This window comes from Vibrio sp. 661 (assembly GCF_033339315.1).
Classification (GTDB): Bacteria; Pseudomonadota; Gammaproteobacteria; order Enterobacterales; family Vibrionaceae; genus Vibrio; species Vibrio alginolyticus.
Genome location: NZ_JAWOUJ010000002.1, coordinates 545,602 through 566,051 on the forward strand (window position 1 = coordinate 545,602; position 20,450 = coordinate 566,051).

Here is a 20,450-nt window from a genome sequence, read left to right on the forward strand (position 1 = left end):
GCAATGGTTAAGCGTTTGATTTTATTTTACTTATTTGTTTGTTATTAAACTAAAATCTAGTTGTCCCGACAAGTTCTTACCGAGCAATTTTTCGTACACCCTCAACTTTTCATCCTTTTTTACTAACATTTTTCTTTAAAAATAATTTGAGTTCGAATTAATTTTCAGGCATTTTATATTTAACTAACCGTTCAATTAAAAATAACAGGGACGCAAAATGCCAAAGGTGGGGATGCCTGAAATCAGAAAACCGCAGCTTGTGAAAGCGACAATGTCAGTGATTGATAGAGTCGGTTTACACGCGGCGAGTATTTCGTTAATCAGCAAAGAAGCCGGTGTATCAACGGGGATTATCAACCACTATTTCGGTGGTAAGCACGGATTGCTGGAGGAAACGATGCGAGAAATCTTGCGTCAGCTTTCGTCCACTATCACACAGAAGTTACGTGAGCTGCCAAGTGATGCTCATCACCAAAGAATTAATGCAATCATTGACGGTAACTTTGTCGGCTATCAGGCAGAAAACCAAGTTGCTAAGACTTGGCTGGCGTTTTGGTCGTACTCAATGCATGACGAGCAGCTCAAGCGATTACAGCGTGTCAACGAACGACGTCTATTGTCCCACCTAAGAAAAGAACTCAAAGCATTATTAAATGCAGAGCAGGCTGAATTGGTTGCTCATGGTATTGCATCACTTATTGATGGAATTTGGCTGCGCGGAACGCTCAACCCGCAAGGCATTGATGCAGAAAGAGCGAGAATCATCATCAACGATTATCTCGAAAAACAACTTACGTTTTATTCTGAAAAAATATAAAAGTTACAGGTCTTCAAAATGGAAATGAAAGCACACTATATCAATGGTGCGATGTACGACGGGTGTTCAGATGAACACTTCACCACTTACAATCCGGCGAATGGTGAGCCATTGGCCAACATTAAACAAGCGAACCAAGACGATCTTCAAGCAGCGATTGAATCGGCAAAAAAAGGTTTTGCTGCATGGTCGGCGATGACTGCGATTGAGCGCAGCCGTATTTTACACAAAGCCGTTGCCATTTTACGTGAGCGTAATGACGAGTTGGCTGCATTGGAAGTGGCAGATACTGGTAAGCCCATTCAAGAAGCTATCGCGGTTGATGTCACAACAGGTGCCGATGTTCTTGAGTACTACGCTGGCCTTGCTCCAAGCCTACAAGGTGAACAGCAGCCACTCAGCGACGATCAGTTTTTCTATACACGTCGTGAGCCATTGGGCATTTGCGCGGGTATTGGCGCTTGGAATTATCCAATTCAAATTGCGATGTGGAAATCGGCGCCAGCACTGGCTGCGGGCAACGCAATGATCTTCAAGCCATCAGAAGAAACACCATTAACGGCGCTTAAGCTCGCCGAAATTTATTCAGAAGCGGGCATGCCAGATGGCGTATTTAATGTCGTGCAAGGGGATTACCGAGTAGGACAGATGCTAACGGCGCATCCTGATATCGCAAAAGTGTCATTCACGGGTGAGTCAGGCACCGGTAAAGTCGTCATGAGTGACAGCGCTAAGACACTAAAACAAGTAACGATGGAGCTTGGTGGTAAGTCTCCACTGATTATTTTTGATGATGCGAAGTTAAACGATGCCGTTTCTGCGGCCATGGTGGCGAACTTCTACACCCAAGGTGAGGTTTGTACGCACGGTACACGTGTATTTGTCCATGAAGGTATTTATGACGACTTTATCGCACAGCTTAAAGCCCGAACCGAGCTGTTAGTCGTCGGCGATCCGCTTGATGAGAACACGCAAATTGGCGCGCTAATCTCTAAAGATCATGAATCGAAAGTTCTAGGAGCGATTGAAGCCGCGAAAGCGAGTGGCGCGACGTTACTGACTGGCGGCTACAAAGTAACAGACAATGGCCTAGCCAATGGTAACTTTGTTGCTCCAACCGTATTTGTCGATTGCGATGATGACATGAGCCACGTTCAACAAGAAATCTTTGGCCCGGTAATGTCAGTTCTGAAATTCCGCGATGAGTCGGAAGTGATTGCGCGTGCAAATGGCACCGATTATGGCTTAGCGGCAGGTGTATTTACTCAAAACCTATCTCGTGCGCACCGTGTGATCCATCAAATTCAAGCGGGTATTTGTTGGGTGAACACATGGGGTGACTCACCTGCGGAAATGCCAGTTGGCGGCTACAAGCAATCAGGTGTTGGCCGTGAAAACGGAGTCGAAACCCTTAAACATTACACACAAACGAAGAGTGTTCTGGTTCAGCTAAGCGACTTCGAAAGCCCTTACAAATGATACTACTCATAGTAGATAACTGACCACTTTAGCTTGTTAAAATGCTCGATAACTACGTTGTCAATTTTGATTGTAAGTTAACTACTTATCAAAATTTCCGCCTTGTTATCAAGCATTTTTCCTACGCTAATTTCGTTCACTTATCTACGGTGATTCGTATTAACTCCTAGGAGAATAAAAATGCAACAACACTACGATTACATCATCGTCGGTGCGGGTTCGGCCGGCTGTGTGTTAGCGGATCGCTTAAGTGAAAGTGGTCAAAATTCGGTCCTATTACTCGAAGCGGGTGGGTCGGATAAAAGTATTTTTATCCAAATGCCAACAGCGCTTTCTTACCCGATGAACACTGAAAAATACGCGTGGCAGTTTGAGACGGTTGAAGAGCAAGGGTTGGATGGTCGCCAACTTCATTGTCCTCGCGGAAAAGTTCTGGGCGGTAGCTCATCTATCAACGGCATGGTTTACGTTCGCGGACACGCTTGTGACTTTGACCAGTGGGAAGAGGAAGGCGCGAAAGGCTGGAATTATCAGTCGTGTTTGCCTTATTTCCGTAAAGCAGAGTCTTGGATTGGTGGTGCTGATGAATATCGGGGCGATCACGGTCCAGTCGGCACATGTAACGGCAACGATATGAAGCTCAATCCACTGTACCAAGCTTTTATTGATGCAGGCAAAGAAGCGGGCTACCCAGAAACAAAAGATTACAACGGTTATCAGCAAGAGGGCTTTGGCCCAATGCATATGACCGTCGACAAAGGCGTACGCGCTTCGACCTCTAATGCATACTTAAGCCGCGCTAAAAAACGCAAAAACTTCACCCTAATGAAGAGGGTGACGGTTCATCGAGTTTTATTAGAAGAAACTGGTGCAGAAGGCAAGAAAGCGGTAGGCGTTGAATTTGAAAAGTCAGGTTCAATTCAGCAATGTTTTGCGAATAATGAAGTGATTTCGAGTGCGGGTTCGGTTGGCTCCGTTCAGCTGTTGCAGCTTTCAGGCATTGGCCCTAAGGCAGTATTAGAAAAAGCGGGCATTGAGGTGAAACACTCGTTGGAGGGAGTAGGTAAAAACCTGCAAGATCACTTAGAAGTGTACTTCCAATATCACTGTAAACAACCTATCACGCTCAACAGCAAATTAGGTTTGGTGAGCAAGGGCTTGATTGGCACTGAGTGGATATTAACTCGCAAAGGCCTTGGTGCGACTAACCACTTTGAATCGTGTGCGTTTATCCGCTCTCGTGAAGGACTAAAGTGGCCAAATATTCAATATCACTTCTTGCCAGCGGCAATGCGTTATGACGGGCAAGCTGCTTTTGATGGTCATGGTTTCCAAGTGCACGTTGGACCTAACAAGCCAGAAAGTCGCGGGTCGGTCGAAGTTGTCTCTGCGAATCCGAATGATAAGCCGAAGATTGAGTTTAACTACATTTCCACTGAACAAGATAAGCAGGATTGGCGTGATTGTATTCGCCTTACTCGCGAGATCCTCAATCAGCCAGCCATGGATGAGTTTCGTGGGGATGAGATCCAACCCGGTCTGAACATCACAACGGATGAACAGATTGATGAATGGGTGAAGCAAAACGTCGAGAGTGCTTACCATCCATCTTGTACCTGCAAAATGGGCGCAGATAATGACCCATTAGCCGTCTTAAATGAGCGATGCCAAGTACGCGGTATTCAAGGCTTGCGTGTGGTGGACTCTTCTATTTTCCCAACCATTCCGAACGGTAATTTAAATGCGCCAACGATTATGGTGGCAGAACGCGCCGCGGACATGATTTTGGATAACGCCCTAGAAACGTCGAACAACGTACCAGTTTGGATTGCACCGGACTGGCAAGAGATGCAACGAATGCATCCGCCAAAAAGAGATCTCGATTCGATCTCATAAAATGAAAAAGTCAGTAATCATTACAAGGAATTCAACATGTCTAAGATGACAAAAATCTTCTCAACAATTGCACTAAGTACTTTAGCAACAGGCGCTTACGCCAACCAATGTGAAACGGTTCGTTTCGCAGATGTAGGTTGGACTGACATCACAGCGACCACTGCCGTTACATCAGAGTTACTTAAAGGGTTGGGGTACAAAACGAAGACCGATCTTCTGTCTGTGCCTGTAACTTACTCCTCTATGGCTAATGGCGATATCGACATTTTCTTAGGTAACTGGATGCCAACGATGGAAGGTGATATCGCGAAATACCGTGATGCAGGTACTGTTGAAACCGTACGCGCGAACCTCGTTGGCGCAAAGTACACGCTAGCGGTTCCAAAATACGTTTATGACGCAGGCGTAACCAACTTCGCTGACCTAGTAAAACATGCCGACAAATTTAAAGACCGCATTTACGGCATTGAACCTGGAAACGATGGTAACCGCTTAATTCAGTCAATGATTGATAGCAACGCATTCGGCCTAAAAGACTTCAGCCTAGTTGAATCCAGTGAAGCTGGCATGGTGTCTCAAGTATCACGTGCCGCACGCCGCAATCAATGGATTGTGTACCTAGGTTGGGCGCCGCACCCAATGAATAGTAACGTTGAAATGGAATATCTAGCGGGTGGTGACGACTTCTTCGGTCCTAACTACGGCGGCGCGAACGTCTACACAAACGTACGTAAAAATTACCTCGCTGAGTGTCCAAATGTAGGTCAGCTAGTGAAAAATCTAGAGTTTAACCTAGAAATGGAAAATGAACTGATGGAAGCGATTCTTAACCAGAAACAGAAGCCATCAAAAGCAGCGCAAGCATGGTTGAATGCAAACCAAGAGCAAATTGAAGCGTGGCTAGAGGGCGTGAAAACGGTAGATGGCCAAGATGCGCTAACAGCTATCACAAACTACTTAAAAACAAACGCTTAATAAGCAGTATTTGAGCTCGTTTTTTTAAAAGAAAGTGGGCAGTTTTGCCCGCTTCATTAACACAAAGGTTTTATTTTGAATTTTATTACGGACAACAAACTACCGTTGGGCCAATGGATGGAAACTGGCGTCGATTGGTTAACCATCAATGCATCGGGTTTTTTCGATGCAATCTCTATTACACTTGAAGCGATCATTCTTTTCGTGGTGGACATTTTTAAATGGATGCCACCTGCAGCGCCAATCATTATGACGGCGGCAATTGCTTGGTTCTTACATCGCAGCATTCCTCTTGTCGTATTTATCGTGTTGGCCTTACTCGCAATTCTCAACCTTGGTTACTGGCAAGAAATGCTGGAAACCTTTGTCCTTGTGTTTGCAGCGACAACGATTTCCGTATTAATTGGCGTGCCGTTGGGCATTATGGCGGCGCACCGTCCTTGGTTATACACCTTGTTGCGGCCAATACTCGATTTAATGCAGACCGTCCCGACATTCGTTTACCTAATTCCAACCTTGGTTCTGTTTGGATTGGGTATTGTTCCTGGCCTAATCTCGACCATCATTTTTGCTATCGCAGCACCCATTCGCTTGACGTACCTCGGCATTATTAAAGTGCCGGAGGAGCTACTTGAAGCGGGTAAAGCATTTGGTGCCAGCCGCATGAAGCTACTGTTCAAGGTAGAGTTGCCTGCGGCATTGCCAAGTATTATGGCTGGCGTTACGCAGTGCATTATGTTGTCTCTTTCTATGGTGGTCATTGCGGCGCTTGTTGGTGCTGATGGGCTTGGTAAGCCAGTCGTACGTGCACTGAATACGGTAAACATTTCACAAGGTTTTGAAGCGGGTTTAGCGATTGTACTCGTTGCCATCATTCTTGATCGCTTGTGTAAAGCACCAAACCAGAAGGAGGCATAATCATGGACGCTATTACTATTAAAAATCTTGATGTCGTTTTTGGTCAGCAACAAGCACAGGCGCTAGCACTACTAGATCAAGGGAAGTCTCGACAAGAAATCATTGATGAAACTGGCCAAGTGGTTGGGGTTGATAATGTTTCGCTGAACGTGAAACAGGGTGAGATCTGTGTCTTGATGGGGCTTTCAGGCTCGGGTAAATCAAGTTTGCTGCGAACGGTTAACGGATTGAACGATATTTCTCGTGGCTCTCTGAAAATTAAAGATGGCGACGATATGGTTGAGCTCTCTAACTGTGACGAACAGAAACTGCGCCACCTTCGTACGCACCGCGTGTCCATGGTGTTTCAGAAGTTTGCATTGATGCCTTGGTTAACGGTGTTAGACAATGTAGCGTTTGGTCTAGAGATGCAAGGCATTGGTAAAGCAGAGCGTCGTAAAAAGGCGCGTGAACAGCTCGAAATGGTCGGTTTATCTGAGTGGGAAACCAAATTCCCGCACGAGCTTTCTGGTGGTATGCAGCAGCGTGTTGGCCTAGCGCGAGCGTTTGCGATGGACACTGATATCTTGTTAATGGATGAACCGTTTTCAGCGCTTGACCCATTGATTCGCGCTCAGCTTCAAGATGAATTGATTCTGCTTCAAGAAAAGCTAAACAAAACCATTCTTTTTGTGAGTCACGACTTGGATGAGGCGCTTAAAATCGGCAACAACATCGCCATTATGGAATCAGGAAAGCTGATTCAACATGGCAAGCCAGAACAGATCATTCTTGCTCCAGAAAACGATTATGTGGCGGACTTTGTTGCTCACACTAATCCATTAAATGTACTGAAGGGACGTTCCTTAATGCGTGACGATTTGGTTCGCGAAGATACGCGTGTTCTGATTTGCCCTGATAAAGATATTTGGGTGATACAAGAGAGCAAGGGGTTAAGTTTAGCGGATAAAGGTAAATCGTTGATTCAATGGAAGAGCGATTCTTCGAACCTTGACGAAGTTAATAAAAACTCTCTGGTTCAGGTTAGCCCAGAAATCAGTATGCGAGAAGCGATTGAACTTAAACAGCGTAGCAATCAACCTCTGCTTATGGTTGAAGATAATAAACTGGTTGGTGTGTTGAGCGACAATGAGCTTTACGATGCATTGCTTGGTAATTTTAAGTCAGAGCAAGTTGCGTAAAGTTGACGCAGAACCAAGTAAAAAAGAGCCGCATTAATGTGCGGCTCTTTTTAGTTTAAACAATGATTTAAGTCGCTAAGCTAAGACAATGGTCGACTATAGAGTCGTAATTACGTCATCCATTGCAAGGCGCGCTTTTGGAAGACCATGATTATAATCTTCCCCATCTTTATGGTAGCCAATCGCTAGCGCAACTTCACAAATATGGCCCTCGAGCTCTTCTTTAAACTCTTCTCCAATCAGAGCCGGATCGACACCTTCCATCGGTGTTGAATCAATGCCTAGTCGTGCCAATGTGTGTAGTAGGTTGCCTAGTGCCAAATAGACTTGTGCTTTTGTCCAGTTTCCGTTGAAGCCATTTTCGTCCGTATTTGCATCGGCAAAAGCGTAAGCACCCATAAAGTTGTTGTACATCTCCGCTGGCAAGTGGCCAGATGTTACTTCTGCATCCACACGCTTCGCAAATTTCTCTTTAGTAAATTTAGGATCGTAAGCAAACAGAATCGTATGTGATGCGGCTTTCGCGTGTGGTTGGTTAAACTGATGCATATTTGCAAACGTATTGTGGAAACGTTGCTTCGCTTCATCACTTTCAATAACGATGAATTTCCATGGTTGTGAGTTGATAGAAGACGCCGACAAACGCAGTGCTTCTTTGATTATCGCCATGTCTTCTTGAGAAACGCGCTTGGTTTCATCATATTTTTTTGCAGTGTAACGGTTATTTAGATCGGTAATGATTTGATGGGACACGTTTATATCCTCTTTATGTGATGACAGATGAGGATGCACTAGCATCGACAACCATGCGTACCTCGAATATGGGTTCATGATAATGGATATTTTTTCATTGATAAGAGGGTGTTTATTTAAATCACTTTTTACTTTTTGTTGAAAATCGATGTGAGTTGCTCGATTTGAAACTTAAAAGTCCTTATTTGGAAGCTTTTATTTGATATTAAATTAAACTCATATTGAGGCGTAGGGGAAAGCAACATGAACGTGATTGAAGTTTTTAATGATAGCTATGAACGTTGTACTTCAGATCAGGAGTTTTTCGACTTGTTCTACAAAAATTTATGGTCGAAAAGCGCCAACTTTAGACAGAAGTTTGACGGTATAGACATGCACCAACAAGTGAGAATGCTTAGAGGGTCTATCGTATTTTTTATGATGGCAGATACCTCGACCGAAGCGCACAAAATGGTGGAAAAGTATGGGAAAAAGCATGCAAGTGCCGAAATTGGTATAGAGCCGCAGGATTTTGATGTTTGGCTTGAGAGTTTGTTAGAAACGGTTCGACAGTGTGATTCCGGGTACGATACCGATGTTGAAACCGCTTGGCGAACATGCTTTAAAACGGGCTTAGAAGTAATGAAACAAGAATGTGATAAAGAAGATGGGCACTTCCTTAAAGCGAGTACCAAATAAGGAAGTAACGTGAGTGGTCGTTACTTCCTAGGGTCAGAACCTTACTTATCTTGTGTCTCTTTATTCTTTTTCACCGCTTCGGCGATATCATTGACAGCTTCGACAAGATTGATCGGCATTGGAAAAATAATAGTGGATGTTTTGTCTGTAGTGATTTCAGTGAGTGTCTGCATGTAACGTAATTGCAGTGCATTCGGTGCTTCGTTGAGCATTTGCGCTGCTTCTTTTAATTTATTTGAAGCCTCTAACTCACCAGTAGCGTGAATGATCTTCGCCCTACGGTTACGTTCTGCTTCTGCCTGACGGGCTAGGGCTCTGACCATGCTGTCATTTAAATCAACATGTTTGACTTCAACCGTAGCAATCTTGATTCCCCAGTCATCAGTCTGTTGATCGAGAATGGATTGTAAATCCTTATTGAGGCGTTCTCGCTCTGATAGCAATTCATCGAGTTCATGCTGACCCAATACCGAGCGCAGCGTGGTTTGTGCTAACTGGCTGGTGGCATCGTTGTAGCTTTCAATATTGTTAATCGCCATTTGAGGATCGACTACGCGAAAATAAACGACCGCGTTGACGCGCACAGAAACGTTATCTTTGGTAATTAAATCTTGTGTCGGCACATCCAAAACGACAGTACGTAAATCAACCCTCACCATTTGCTGAATAAATGGGATAAGGATGATCAAACCAGGTCCTTTGACTTCTTGAAATCGACCAAGAAAGAACACAACCCCACGTTCGTATTCTCTCAAAACCTTGAACATTTGGGTCGCTAGTGCGAACAGCAGCACCACGATCACCGCAACGGTATAGAGCATCATAAAGCGCCTCCTATTTATTTTGGCGGTCATCAGGCATCACAGTTAAGGTCAGCCCTTTAACATTAACAATGGTGACGTGATCACCTTGTTTGAATTGTTGATGGTCTTTGGCTTTAGCTCGCCATAACGCACCGTTGAGTTGAACGCGTCCTTCGCCATCGATAAAGTCATCGCTTACCACGGCGACCTTCCCAGGGTATGTCTCTAAACCCGTCGTTACACGCCGGCGACGAATTTTAAGCAGCAGGCCGACAGTCAGCACGATTAGAGCTACGGAAAATATGGCAATACCAAAAATCAAAGGAAGGGCGACCTGGAATCCTGGTAACTCACTGTCCATGAGAAATATTGAACCGAGAACAAAGGCGACAACGCCGCCTAAGCCCAAAATACCAAAGCTCGGGCTGAATGCTTCCGCTATCATTAGTGCAATACCGAGTAACAGCAGACCAAGACCTGCGTAGTTGACGGGCATCATTTGTAGTGCGTACATGGCAAGAAGCAGACAAATCCCACCTAGCACACCGGGTAAGCCAATTCCTGGGTTGTAAAATTCAAGAAGTAAACCGTAGATGCCGATGAGCATTAGAATGTAGGCAACGTTTGGATTGGTGATAACGGCTAACATTTCTGCTCGCCAATCTGGCGTTCTTTCAACCCATGTTGGATTTTCAAGTGACAATGTCACAGTGCGATTGTTTACTTTAACAGTTTGCCCATCTATGGCTTTGACTAAGTCCTCTGGCGAATTGGCGATGTAATCGATCACGTTTAATTCTAATGCTTCTGTTGCATCCAAGCTCGCCGCCTCGCTTACTGCTTTCTCTGCCCATTCTGCATTTCGTCCATGAAGTTTTGCTAAGCCTTTAATGTAGGCTTTGGCGTCGTTAATTACCTTTTTCTCCATTGCGGTTTTAGCGGGAACTTTTTCTGAGCTTTCGTTGGTTCCTTCTGGCGTTTCTTCCGCGTTTTGATCTTTGCCATCATCCGATGAAGGAGGTTGAGGCGCACCACCTAACGCGACGGGCGTTGCAGCTCCGAGGTTTGTCGCTTCAGCCATGGCGGCTACGTGACTAGCGAGCAAGATGTATGTTCCGGCACTGGCGGCTCTAGAACCAGATGGGCCGACCCAAGTCGCAATGGGAGTCGAGGAGGTGGTAATCGCGTGAATAATATCTCGCATTGCGCTATCTAAGCCGCCTGGTGTGTCCATCTCTAAGATCACTAAACTGACACCGTTTAGTTGAGCTTCTTCTATTTCACGAGATAAATAGTCGCTAGTAGCAGGCCCTATAGCGCCTTTGACAGGAACAATCCAAACGGTATTCGCCAGTGCTTGACTGGCAATCAAGAGTAAAGGTAAGAACCATATCCATAGTCGTTTCATGCAGTCCTCCTTGTGTGGTCACAGGGACTTTTTGAAATCCTAATTCAAGTATATCCAAATAACTTAGAGATGCTTGAGTATAGGTTCTAATGAATAAGTTGCCGAGGCTAATTAGGAGACTACTTTTTTATATATAAACGCTGTGTGAGATAGTAAACTAAAGCAAATTATTGGTAATTGTGATGTTTATGTTTATTGTTCAGCGTTTGATTAAGTTGGCCGTTATCTGTGCCGTTTTCTTTACTATTTTCGATCTGATCTCCTATGGAGAGGTGACTTGGTTTCAACGGTTTTTGGCTTTTCTACACTAAACTCAGATTTCAATACGTTAGCTACTCATAAGGCGATAGGTTTCTTCCTATTCGCCTTATTACTCCCTCTTCAACCAAAGCCTTAAACAAAGCAATACTTAACTCGTTTTTTCAACTTCCTGTCGGTGGAAAAAACGCCAAAATGCAACTAAATTCATATCAATGACAAGTTTAAGGTATGTAGTTGATGAGGCAATTCAGCGCAATCGCACTAGCTGTTGTAACACTCATTTTGAGCCAAACAACAACCGCAAGAAACGCGAAGATGTTAGGTGATATCTCCCTAGTTCAGCCCATACAGGGTGATCCTAATGTGGATATTAAGCTAGCGAGAATTGGCTGGCATCTCTTCCGCGATCCTCAATTATCGTCAAATGGTAATGTCAGCTGTGCGACATGCCACAATCTGCAAACCAATGGCGCTGAAAATACACCTGTCTCTACGGGGGTGAAAGGTGATGGAATTAGAAATTCTATAACAGTGTTTAATGCAGCGTTAAATTATCGTTTTTTATGGGATGGTACGGAAAACACCTTGATGGCTCAGATTGATGGTCCAATCCATAATCCAATGGAAATGGACTCAAACTGGCAAACAATAGAGCAATATGTAAAAGAGAGTGAACATTATCAAGCTCTATTTAATCGTGACGGTGAATTGCCGATTAACGTTCATAATATCAAGTCCGCTATTGTGGAGTTTGTTGAAGGGCTGCAGACGCCTGGCGCACCATTCGATGCTTACTTATTGGGTTACACGCATGTACTGAGTGAACAGCAAATCAGAGGTTGGAAAACATTTCAGACTTCAGGTTGTGTGCAGTGTCATCAGGGCAAAAATATCGGCGGAGCGATGATCCAAAGGTTCGCCTATTTCAAGGATAAGCCAGTAGTAGAGGACTCGGGCAGGCAACTCGTTACGATAGAAGATGAAGAGCGATTCTATTTTAGAGTAGCCAGTTTGCGCAATGTCGCGCTAACGAGTCCTTATTTTCATAATGGGCAAGCCGATAAGTTATCCGACGCGATACAAATCATGGCTAAAACCCAGCTCGGTATAACGATGAACGATGAGAATGTCGCGGACATTGAAGCATTCTTGCAGTCGTTGACAGCACCTAGACCCATAATTTTAGAGGTGTTGGAAAATGAATAAATTCAAACTGATCAACTTTTGCTTTTTTATTGGGATACTGACGTGCTGCACACTGGCGTATATGTCGTATATGAATTCAAAAAACGCTCAAGAATTTCATGCAGGGCTAATGAATATCGGACATGAGTTGATTGAAGAGCGTGATGTTATCGTGAACCGATATGCCGTTGAAGATAGGAAAAACTATGAGTTAACAACATCTTTAGTAGAGATAGAAATCGCAGCACAGGCACTGTTGGAATCATCAAAGGCATCAGTTTGGTTTCCCGTGACACCCAATCGTATAAAAGTTAGGGATACGCTTGAACAGTTTAAGGAGCGAGTGCTTCAAACAACGTTGAAGCTTGATATGTTAATTGGTGTTCAGGTAGAAAATCGGTATGCATTACTCATGTTGTTCAATTTATATCAGCAAGATGTTTCTACCGAGAGCGGTCAATCTTTGGGTGGCAGTCGTTATTTTGAATTTCTCAACCAGTTGCTTCTAACACAAACTGAAGTTGAGAGTGAAAAGGAAGCGAACTTCCTTAAACGGCTTCAAACGAGTGATAAAAGAATTGAATTGCTGACGAATGAACTGCTTGATCACACTTATATTGAGTTTGTCGAAAGCTCAGAGCATCGGTTACTCAATATTGCTCAAAGTGAGGCGCGTTTTACGTGGTTGTTTGTATTTATCGCGGTGATGTTTCTAGTTAGCGCGTTTGTTTATCAGTCACATCACCGAATGCATAACTTAAAACAGTTGAATCTTGAAATTGAAGAGGCGAGAAACAAAGCCGAGCGAGCGGCAAAAGCGAAATCAAATTTTCTCGCTGCAATGAGTCACGAACTAAGGACGCCGATGAATGGTGTACTAGGGCTTTCTCAAATGATTGCAGAAGAGACCAAAGAGCCGACGACGAAAGAGCATATTAGGGTTATTCTTGATTCTGGCCAGCATCTGATGACTATCCTCAACGATATTTTGGATTTTTCTAAAGTTGAAGAAAACAAACTGGAATTTGAGCAAGCTAAGTTTAAGCTCGATCAAGTGCTTTCTCCGGTGTGTAGCGCAATAAAACCACTTGTTGATGAAAAAAATATCGAGTTAATCTTGGAAAACGAGGTTTCTGAATATACTGAATTTACTGGAGATTGTGCGCGTTTACGACAGATCTTGTTTAATCTCGCCGGTAACGCGGTGAAGTTTACCAACGAAGGGCATGTGCTGGTTAGAACTGAGTTAGATGAATCGAATCAGTTGTTGGTCATGCGCGTGAGCGACACCGGTATTGGTATTGCGCCAGACAAGCACGAGCATATTTTTAACTCGTTTGAGCAAGCAGACTCATCAACGACTCGAAGGTTCGGCGGAACAGGGCTTGGGTTAGCCATCGTCAAAAAACTAACCGATTTGATGGGTGGCCATATTACTCTGAAGAGTATAGAAGGCGTTGGAAGTCAATTTATCGTTGAGTTGCCGATTCCTTGGGTAGAATCTGCTCCGAAAAAGCAGCAAGAAGCACCGAAACCTCGCGCAAAATCACACCATTTAAAGATACTACTTGCTGATGATAACCGTGTGAATGCCATTGTGGCAAAAGGGTTTTGCGAAAAGCTTGGGCATGAAGTGGATGTTGCAGAAAATGGATTAATCGCGGTTAAAAAGGCGAAAGAGAACGAGTACGACCTGATCTTGATGGACAACCATATGCCCGAGATGAATGGCGTTGAGGCGACACGCGTTATCCGACAAGAGTTAGGTATCAAGACATTACTCTTTGCGTACACGGCAGACGTATTTCGTGAAGCTCACGATAGCTTTATTGAAGCAGGAGCAGACCATGTGCTTACGAAACCGCTACAGCATGAGAGCTTTTCAGACGCTCTCAAACAGTTTGCCGCCAGACTCGAACCGAAACAGAATCCGCCACTAACGAGTGACAGCAATGTGCTTCAGTTGCAACGTAAGCCAATCGAGAACCTAAGGTTAACAGAGGAAGAACTCTCCCGTTCAGGCATGTTTGCTTCTTTACGAGATGAGCCAGAAGCGCTCGACGAGCTGCTAAAAAGCATTATTGCCGATTTTGAGACATCTGTTGATGAGCTTATTGAATACTTTATGGCTGAAGACTTTGCTTCATTAGAGCTGACGTTGCACAAAATGAAAGGGATGGCACTGAACCTATGTTTACCTATTTTGGCGAGCCAAACGGAGGCCCTGGAAACTCAACTTAAAGCCAACCAAAGTCCCGAGATTGAGCAGTTGCAGATGCTGATCAATCGGTTACAGGTCAACATCCATCAGTCTCATAGACTTTTGGATGATACCCAGAGGAACAATGCCGATCCTCAACAGATTTTATAGTCCCTGTGAGTGCGATGCTTTCCTTAACTCATTTTGTTGTGGTTTACTGTGGCAAGGACGGATAGTGTTGATTCGTCGTCGGAAAATCAGGGAGTTAGAATGAGTAAGCATTCCGCTTTAATCAAATGGCATCGTAAAGCTGGCGAAGAGTTTAAGGATAATAAGTATAGTAGGGCACACATTTGGCAATTTGATGGAGGGTTGCAAGTCCCAGCATCTCCATCTCCCCACGTAGTACCATTACCACTATCCGTAGAAGAAAACGTTGATCCAGAAGAAGCGTTTGTCGCGGCGCTTTCTAGTTGTCATATGCTCGTTTTCCTGTCTATTGCAGCAAAGCGACGTTATGTTGTGGACAGTTACTTCGATGAAGCGGTAGGGGAGCTTGAAAAAGGCGAAAACGGAAAAGAGTGGGTATCAAAGGTAACGTTAAACCCTAAGATAACATTTTCAGGTGAAAAACAACCGACACCATCTCAATTAGAAAAACTGCACCACATGGCCCATGAGAATTGCTTTATCGCCAACTCCGTTAAAACAGAAGTGACAACGCTTATTGCGAATTAAGTGGAGCTCTTTATCAAAAAGCGCGGCCTATTGCGGAGTTATATTAAGCCAGCAGTCATCCTGCTGGCTCGTTCATCTAGACGACACCTTGCTCAATCATTGCATCAGCGACTTTTCTAAAGCTTGCAATGTTGGCGCCTAAAACTAAATTTCCAGGTTGGCCAAACTCTTTACTGGTTTCGTTTGCATTGATGAAAATATTTTTCATGATGGTTTGCAACTGACTATCCACTTGTTCAAACGTCCAGTTTTGCATGCTGGCGTTTTGCGCCATTTCAAGTTGACTGGTTGCAACGCCGCCTGCATTGGCTGCTTTTGCAGGCCCATAAGCTATGTCCGAGTCCACGATAATATTGGCAGCATCACGGGTGGTTGGCATGTTCGCCCCTTCACTAATCAAAATACATCCGTTTTCGATAAGAGCCAGTGCGTCGTCTGACGTTAATTCATTTTGAGTCGCACAAGGGAAGGCAGCATCAGCCTGATATCGCCAAACAGCATGTCCTTCATTAGGATAGTCGCCCTCTGGTGTGTATTCTGCTTCAGGGTAAGTTTCTAAATATTCTTCTAAGCTTGCTCTTTTCACTTCTTTCAGTTGTTTTAGGAGCTTAAGATCAATACCGTGCTCATGATAGATCGTACCTCGAGAGTCGCTGCATGTAACTGGCGTTGCTCCCATATGGTACAGTTTTTCAATGGCGTAGATAGCCACGTTTCCAGCACCAGAAACGAGACAAGTTTTCCCTTTCAATGAATCGTTGCGGTCGTTGAGCATGCATTCTGCAAAATAGACGGCGCCATATCCTGTCGCTTCTTTTCTGGCGAGTGAGCCACCCCAAAGCAGACTCTTGCCTGTAAGCACACCTTCGTAGCGGCCCGTCAATCGTTTGTATTGACCAAACATATAGCCAATTTCGCGCGCCCCGACACCGATATCGCCTGCGGGCACATCGGTGGTAGGACCGATGTGACGGTACAACTCGTTCATAAATGATTGGCAAAATCGCATGATCTCGCCGTCGGATTTTCCTTTAGGATCGAAGTTTGAACCGCCTTTGCCGCCACCGATAGGAAGGCCAGTCAGTGCGTTTTTAAAAATTTGCTCAAAGCCGAGAAATTTTATGATGCTCGCATTGACTGAGTGATGGAATCTCAATCCTCCTTTGTACGGCCCCAAAGCAGAGTTGAATTCAACTCGATAACCTTTGTTTACTTGTACATTTCCAGCATCATCAACCCAAGGAACTCGAAACATGATTTGACGTTCTGGCTCGACGATCCTCTGGATAATCGCTTGTTCCTTATATTTATTATTGCCTTCTATTACCGGCGCGAGAGAAGTTAATACTTCTTCTACCGCTTGGTAAAATTCTTTTTGCGCAGGGCTACTGTGTTGCAACGCAACAATAGTATCGTGTATGTATGACATAGATTTCTTCCTTGATGTGAATAAGCAATCAGTTTATATGAATGTATTTCCATTAAATAGTGATTTTGACCAAGATTCAATGGTTGTAGTGGTCTTTCCTGCGGATGAGAATGTGCAGCTTCTAACCCAGGCAGTGTTGGTTGAGATAGGTAGGGCGAGCTAAGTAAGCGGGTGGTTGAGTGATCAGTTTCACATATAACAAGCAGAAATCACTTTAGTCGATGTTGTTGTGCAGTTACGCAAATTGTTTATGTTAACGTCATGTTAAAGTTTGTGTGTGTGATAACTTGTGAAAAGACAACTATATGGATGAGCTTAAGGTTCTGAACTCGTTTATTCAGCAGAATGGTCTACCAGCGTTTGGCCACCTTGATGGAATTCCAACATCGTTACAGCTAGATAAATTTACTTACCTCGATGAGATGGATAAGCCAGTGTCTAAGTGGCGCCGTTACCGCGATTATAAGCAGTTTCAGTTCGTCAATTTGGTCACACCTGATTACGTCATTGGAGTAGCGATTGCTGATATACGGTATTTAGCATCCGGCTTTTGCTACCTGTTTGATATTAAAAAGAATAAGTTGATTGAGCAACAATGGTTGAAACCTTTTAATATAGGTTATCAAACTCAGCCTTCCAGTTGGTGCAGTCTTGCCCATCTTGCTAACAAAAGAGTTCAGTTTTCTATTAAGGATGGTATTTGGCACGTCCACTTTGTGACAGAGTCAGTCAATGCGGATCTCTATTTACGTCCAGAAAATATGAGTTTGCCATTAATGTTGTGTACGCCAACAGGTTATGCGGGTTGGACATATACTCAGAAGCACAATGCGTTAGCAGTAGACGGTAACTTGTTCATATTAGGAAAAGAGCAAGATCTATCAGAGGTGGCTGCTGGTTACGATTTTTCCGCTGGGTACATGCGGCGAGAAACAAGTTGGCGCTGGGCAAGTATCAATTGCTTTGAGGATGACAGGCGTCTGGGGTTGAACTTGGCAGCTGGCGTTAATGAAACTGGCTATTGCGAAAATGTATTGTGGATTAATGGTCAGCGTCACTTTTTGCAACCTGTGCAGTTTCAGTTTTCACGAAGTGATGAAGGGCAAAAGTGGCATATTACGTCTGAAGATAAACGAGTTAACTTACAGTTCACGCCTTTGAATCGACGCTCAGAGAAGAAAAATTTTTGGCTTCTCAAAAGTAACTTTCGTCAGTATATCGGTTATTTCTCTGGCTATCTTATCGATGGAAATGGCATCAAACATCAGTTAGAAGAAGTTATGGGTCTTACTGAAGATCACTATGCAAAATGGTAGAAACACAATGGATTGGACGCAGTTGATGGACCGCCCAGAATTACTTCTGATGATTCTGGCTCCAGTTTTCTTTTTCTGCATGCTTGCCGAATATTGGTTCGGACAAAGAAGGGGACGCTTGCCTGAAAGCGCGACGTATTACTTCCCTGAAGTAGCGTGTAATTTTGTTCTTGCGGGCTTACACCAAGCGACAGACATACTCACGGGTTTACTGATTGCTCAGTTGTATTTGTGGTGGTTCGATTGGCGTTTGTTTGATATCGAAATGAGCGTCTCAGCTTTTCTTTTACTTGTTGTCCTGCAAGATTTTTTCTATTACTGGTTTCATCGGGCTAGCCATCGTATTCGTTGGATGTGGGCCGCGCACGTTGTTCATCACAGTTCGGAAAGAATGAACTTCAGTACCGCCTTTCGTCAAAGTTTAATGTATCCGCTAGCGGGGATGTGGATTTTTTGGTTGCCCTTGGTGATTATTGGTTTTGAGCCAAAATGGGTTGTCTTCGTTGTGTTGTTTAATCTGGGCTTACAGTTTTTTGTTCACACCCAATCAATTCGTTCGCTCGGGCCACTAGAGTGGGTATTTAACACGCCGTCTCATCATCGCGTTCATCATGGTGTGAACCGTCAGTACATCGACAAAAATTATGCGGGTGTATTAATTATTTGGGATCGAATGTTCGGAACGTTTGAACCAGAGGTGGAAACGGTTCGGTATGGGGTTTCTAAACCTGTAAACAGCTTTAATCCCATCCGCGTGACGTTTGCAGAATGGAAAGACATGTTTTATGACGTAACTCGACCAAACTTATCATGGAAACAACGCTGCCGCCGTTTGTTCGCTCCGCCATCGGATTTTTATGAGTAAATTGAGATAAAGAGATTGGAGCGGGCAGCGGGAATCGAACCCGCATCATCAGCTTGGAAGGCTGAGGTAATAGCCATTATACGATGCCCGCGCATCGATAGGACTCGGTTAATATGCCACACTGGACGAAAAAGAAAAGTCTTTTCTCATCAAATGTTTGTCAGTTGCCTAAAAAAGTAGCGGACTGATGTTAAAGTGTTCATTGTCTCTGGTTTTTTGTGGCACTCGCGATTTCGTTACTAAGCCTAGAGGCTTCCAATTAGGTCGTAAACACCGAATTCTTAGGTGTTTAGATGTTGATGATATTCAAGATTTTCTGTGTAAAGGTTAATCTCGTTTATTGAACAGTCACGTTTCATGGTCAAGACTAGATATTGAAATGATTACTTTTTACTGTTGATGCGTATGTATAACACAGGGTAATTCTGCTGAAACAGTCAGCTTAACCAAAGGAGATTTAACATGATGAGAGGTTTGATATTAGGGCTGGTGGTGATGCTGGTATCTGCTTGTACTACCGTTACAACCGATGTAGATAAACAAGCCGACTTTTCAGCTTACAGAACGTTTGACTTCGGTGCTCAGGCGGAAGCTCCTACCAGTATTGATGGTCGACGTATTGAGCAAGGGCTTGCTGAACAGCTTGAGGGTAAGGGTTTAATTAAGGTAAATAGTGGCGGTGACCTTTACGTACATCATGATATCGTAGAAGAATCCGAGCTTGTTTCTTCAGGATCGTCGGTGAGCTTTGGCTATGGCTGGAATAGCTTTGGTGTGATCACTTCAAGCCCAGAAAGATATAAAGAACGTAAGTATGGGAAGTTGGTGGTTGAACTGGTTGATGCAAAGGCTAATCAAGTCGTTTGGAAAGGCGTTTCAAGTCGTAAACTGTCTGAGTCAATGAGCTCTGAGAAAAGAGAATCTCTCATCCAAGAAGAAATCGCGAAGATGTTTGAAAGCTACCCTTACGGTGAAAAATAATTAGTATTCTTAACGATTAAGAATACTAATTGCCAATAGTTACGCACAGGGTTAAAAGAACTTATTATTTTGGTTTTGGTTACCTTTGTGCGTACGACCCTGATTGCTTTACTCGGACTACTTTTCTGCTTGTTGGCTCCGAGCATGAGCCTGGCGCACTCACACCCAAATTTTCTTTCCTTTCATAACCAGAATATTGCTGTTGACGCTAAGTCGAAGCACTTTTCAGAACATCCTATCTCTCCAATACAACAAGACTATCCGAGTTTAAACAGCCGGAATGTATTGAGGGTTAGCCATGCTAAGGAAATGAGCTCGAACGACGATGTAGAGCCCGAATGGTTTGAAATGCTTGATGTAGTATGGTGGGCGCATCGTTCGGCAATTTACTCGATGAAGCGGCTAAAACGCATCGGCAATGAGGCTTTAGGTTGTTGTATTGAAAGTATTTTTACTCACTTTAAATACAGAATCGGCGTGAGAAAAGAATCGAATTTCATATACCGCTTTATACATGCTCGCTAACACATTCCATGTTTTTGCAACTTTTGGTTAATTATGCTTGGG

18 protein-coding genes and 1 tRNA gene are annotated in these 20,450 nt (G+C 43.9%); 14 read left to right on the forward strand and 5 right to left on the reverse strand.

Annotated elements, in window-relative coordinates; genetic code table 11:
* Positions 1 to 217 precede the first annotated feature (217 nt).
* The 6 genes from betI to choV all read left to right on the forward strand — a co-directional run bounded on the left by betI (position 218) and on the right by choV (position 7,266).
* Positions 218 to 817, forward strand: a complete 600-nt coding sequence (gene betI, locus R7P69_RS06605; protein WP_017820329.1) for a transcriptional regulator BetI — start codon at positions 218 to 220, stop codon at positions 815 to 817.
* Between the two features lie 18 nt (positions 818 to 835).
* Positions 836 to 2,296: a betaine-aldehyde dehydrogenase gene (gene betB / locus R7P69_RS06610; RefSeq protein WP_025767886.1), complete on the forward strand. Its 1,461-nt coding sequence runs from the start codon at positions 836 to 838 to the stop codon at positions 2,294 to 2,296.
* Positions 2,297 to 2,476: 180 nt separating this feature from the next.
* Positions 2,477 to 4,192, forward strand: coding sequence for a choline dehydrogenase (gene betA / locus R7P69_RS06615; protein WP_005373209.1), 1,716 nt, complete (start codon positions 2,477 to 2,479; stop codon positions 4,190 to 4,192).
* 36 nt (positions 4,193 to 4,228) lie between these two features.
* Positions 4,229 to 5,167 (forward strand): choline ABC transporter substrate-binding protein, encoded by a 939-nt coding sequence (locus tag R7P69_RS06620; RefSeq protein ID WP_005382646.1) that lies wholly within the window; start codon positions 4,229 to 4,231, stop codon positions 5,165 to 5,167.
* Between the two features lie 75 nt (positions 5,168 to 5,242).
* Positions 5,243 to 6,085: a choline ABC transporter permease subunit gene (gene choW, locus R7P69_RS06625; protein WP_213869860.1), complete on the forward strand. Its 843-nt coding sequence runs from the start codon at positions 5,243 to 5,245 to the stop codon at positions 6,083 to 6,085.
* Between the two features lie 2 nt (positions 6,086 to 6,087).
* Positions 6,088 to 7,266, forward strand: coding sequence for a choline ABC transporter ATP-binding protein (gene choV / locus R7P69_RS06630; RefSeq protein ID WP_213972714.1), 1,179 nt, complete (start codon positions 6,088 to 6,090; stop codon positions 7,264 to 7,266).
* A 96-nt stretch (positions 7,267 to 7,362) separates the two neighbouring features.
* On the opposite strand, the gene R7P69_RS06635 is transcribed toward choV, so the two are convergent.
* A complete protein-coding gene (locus tag R7P69_RS06635) occupies positions 7,363 to 8,019 on the reverse strand; it encodes an NAD(P)H-dependent oxidoreductase (RefSeq protein ID WP_042523604.1) in 657 nt (218 codons plus the stop codon).
* 243 nt (positions 8,020 to 8,262) lie between these two features.
* Between R7P69_RS06635 and R7P69_RS06640 the strand changes: the two genes are divergently transcribed.
* Positions 8,263 to 8,697, forward strand: a complete 435-nt coding sequence (locus tag R7P69_RS06640) for a globin (protein WP_115386585.1) — start codon at positions 8,263 to 8,265, stop codon at positions 8,695 to 8,697.
* Between the two features lie 41 nt (positions 8,698 to 8,738).
* Here the strand turns inward: R7P69_RS06640 and R7P69_RS06645 are convergent, their stop codons facing one another.
* Both R7P69_RS06645 and R7P69_RS06650 read right to left on the reverse strand, forming a co-directional pair.
* Positions 8,739 to 9,521, reverse strand: coding sequence for a slipin family protein (locus tag R7P69_RS06645; RefSeq protein WP_238952708.1), 783 nt, complete (start codon positions 9,519 to 9,521; stop codon positions 8,739 to 8,741).
* Between the two features lie 10 nt (positions 9,522 to 9,531).
* The gene (locus R7P69_RS06650) at positions 9,532 to 10,908 is read right to left on the reverse strand and encodes an NfeD family protein (RefSeq protein WP_005373182.1); all 1,377 of its coding nucleotides are present in this window, start codon (positions 10,906 to 10,908) and stop codon (positions 9,532 to 9,534) included.
* 498 nt (positions 10,909 to 11,406) lie between these two features.
* Between R7P69_RS06650 and R7P69_RS06655 the strand changes: the two genes are divergently transcribed.
* From R7P69_RS06655 to R7P69_RS06665, 3 genes are all read left to right on the forward strand, one after another.
* Positions 11,407 to 12,375 carry a cytochrome-c peroxidase gene (locus tag R7P69_RS06655; RefSeq protein WP_411978696.1) on the forward strand — a complete coding sequence of 323 codons (969 nt, stop codon included), beginning with the start codon at positions 11,407 to 11,409 and terminating at the stop codon, positions 12,373 to 12,375.
* Positions 12,368 to 14,725 carry an ATP-binding protein gene (locus R7P69_RS06660; protein WP_238952706.1) on the forward strand — a complete coding sequence of 786 codons (2,358 nt, stop codon included), beginning with the start codon at positions 12,368 to 12,370 and terminating at the stop codon, positions 14,723 to 14,725. Before R7P69_RS06655 ends, R7P69_RS06660 begins: the two co-directional genes overlap by 8 nt.
* Positions 14,726 to 14,824: 99 nt before the next feature.
* Complete coding sequence (locus R7P69_RS06665) at positions 14,825 to 15,292, forward strand: OsmC family protein (RefSeq protein ID WP_025767882.1); 468 nt, start codon at positions 14,825 to 14,827, stop codon at positions 15,290 to 15,292.
* Between the two features lie 76 nt (positions 15,293 to 15,368).
* On the opposite strand, the gene gdhA is transcribed toward R7P69_RS06665, so the two are convergent.
* Entirely contained in the window at positions 15,369 to 16,721 is a 1,353-nt protein-coding gene (gene gdhA, locus R7P69_RS06670; RefSeq protein ID WP_238952705.1) for an NADP-specific glutamate dehydrogenase, read from the reverse strand.
* Positions 16,722 to 17,026: 305 nt separating this feature from the next.
* Between gdhA and R7P69_RS06675 the strand changes: the two genes are divergently transcribed.
* The gene (locus R7P69_RS06675) at positions 17,027 to 18,037 is read left to right on the forward strand and encodes a DUF2804 domain-containing protein (protein WP_053307607.1); all 1,011 of its coding nucleotides are present in this window, start codon (positions 17,027 to 17,029) and stop codon (positions 18,035 to 18,037) included.
* 7 nt (positions 18,038 to 18,044) lie between these two features.
* On the forward strand, positions 18,045 to 18,902 hold the full coding sequence (locus R7P69_RS06680) for a sterol desaturase family protein (RefSeq protein ID WP_005373167.1): 858 nt from the start codon (positions 18,045 to 18,047) through the stop codon (positions 18,900 to 18,902).
* A 16-nt stretch (positions 18,903 to 18,918) separates the two neighbouring features.
* Here R7P69_RS06680 and R7P69_RS06685 read toward each other — a convergent pair.
* Positions 18,919 to 18,993, reverse strand: a tRNA-Gly gene (locus R7P69_RS06685).
* Between the two features lie 371 nt (positions 18,994 to 19,364).
* Between R7P69_RS06685 and R7P69_RS06690 the strand changes: the two genes are divergently transcribed.
* The gene (locus tag R7P69_RS06690) at positions 19,365 to 19,883 is read left to right on the forward strand and encodes a DUF4136 domain-containing protein (RefSeq protein ID WP_005382627.1); all 519 of its coding nucleotides are present in this window, start codon (positions 19,365 to 19,367) and stop codon (positions 19,881 to 19,883) included.
* An 87-nt stretch (positions 19,884 to 19,970) separates the two neighbouring features.
* A complete protein-coding gene (locus tag R7P69_RS06695; protein WP_230855318.1) occupies positions 19,971 to 20,408 on the forward strand; it encodes a hypothetical protein in 438 nt (145 codons plus the stop codon).
* The last annotated feature ends 42 nt before the right edge of the window (positions 20,409 to 20,450 follow it).

Coding starts and splice junctions, on each gene's coding strand:
- betI (WP_017820329.1), top strand. CDS start 218: ATGCCAAAGGTGGGGATGCCTGAAATCAGAAAACCGCAGCTTGTGAAA.
- betB (WP_025767886.1), top strand. CDS start 836: ATGGAAATGAAAGCACACTATATCAATGGTGCGATGTACGACGGGTGT.
- betA (WP_005373209.1), top strand. CDS start 2,477: ATGCAACAACACTACGATTACATCATCGTCGGTGCGGGTTCGGCCGGC.
- R7P69_RS06620 (WP_005382646.1), top strand. CDS start 4,229: ATGTCTAAGATGACAAAAATCTTCTCAACAATTGCACTAAGTACTTTA.
- choV (WP_213972714.1), top strand. CDS start 6,088: ATGGACGCTATTACTATTAAAAATCTTGATGTCGTTTTTGGTCAGCAA.
- R7P69_RS06640 (WP_115386585.1), top strand. CDS start 8,263: ATGAACGTGATTGAAGTTTTTAATGATAGCTATGAACGTTGTACTTCA.
- R7P69_RS06645 (WP_238952708.1), bottom strand. CDS start 9,521: ATGATGCTCTATACCGTTGCGGTGATCGTGGTGCTGCTGTTCGCACTA.
- R7P69_RS06650 (WP_005373182.1), bottom strand. CDS start 10,908: ATGAAACGACTATGGATATGGTTCTTACCTTTACTCTTGATTGCCAGT.
- R7P69_RS06655 (WP_411978696.1), top strand. CDS start 11,407: ATGAGGCAATTCAGCGCAATCGCACTAGCTGTTGTAACACTCATTTTG.
- R7P69_RS06660 (WP_238952706.1), top strand. CDS start 12,368: ATGAATAAATTCAAACTGATCAACTTTTGCTTTTTTATTGGGATACTG.
- R7P69_RS06665 (WP_025767882.1), top strand. CDS start 14,825: ATGAGTAAGCATTCCGCTTTAATCAAATGGCATCGTAAAGCTGGCGAA.
- gdhA (WP_238952705.1), bottom strand. CDS start 16,721: ATGTCATACATACACGATACTATTGTTGCGTTGCAACACAGTAGCCCT.
- R7P69_RS06675 (WP_053307607.1), top strand. CDS start 17,027: ATGGATGAGCTTAAGGTTCTGAACTCGTTTATTCAGCAGAATGGTCTA.
- R7P69_RS06680 (WP_005373167.1), top strand. CDS start 18,045: ATGGATTGGACGCAGTTGATGGACCGCCCAGAATTACTTCTGATGATT.
- R7P69_RS06690 (WP_005382627.1), top strand. CDS start 19,365: ATGATGAGAGGTTTGATATTAGGGCTGGTGGTGATGCTGGTATCTGCT.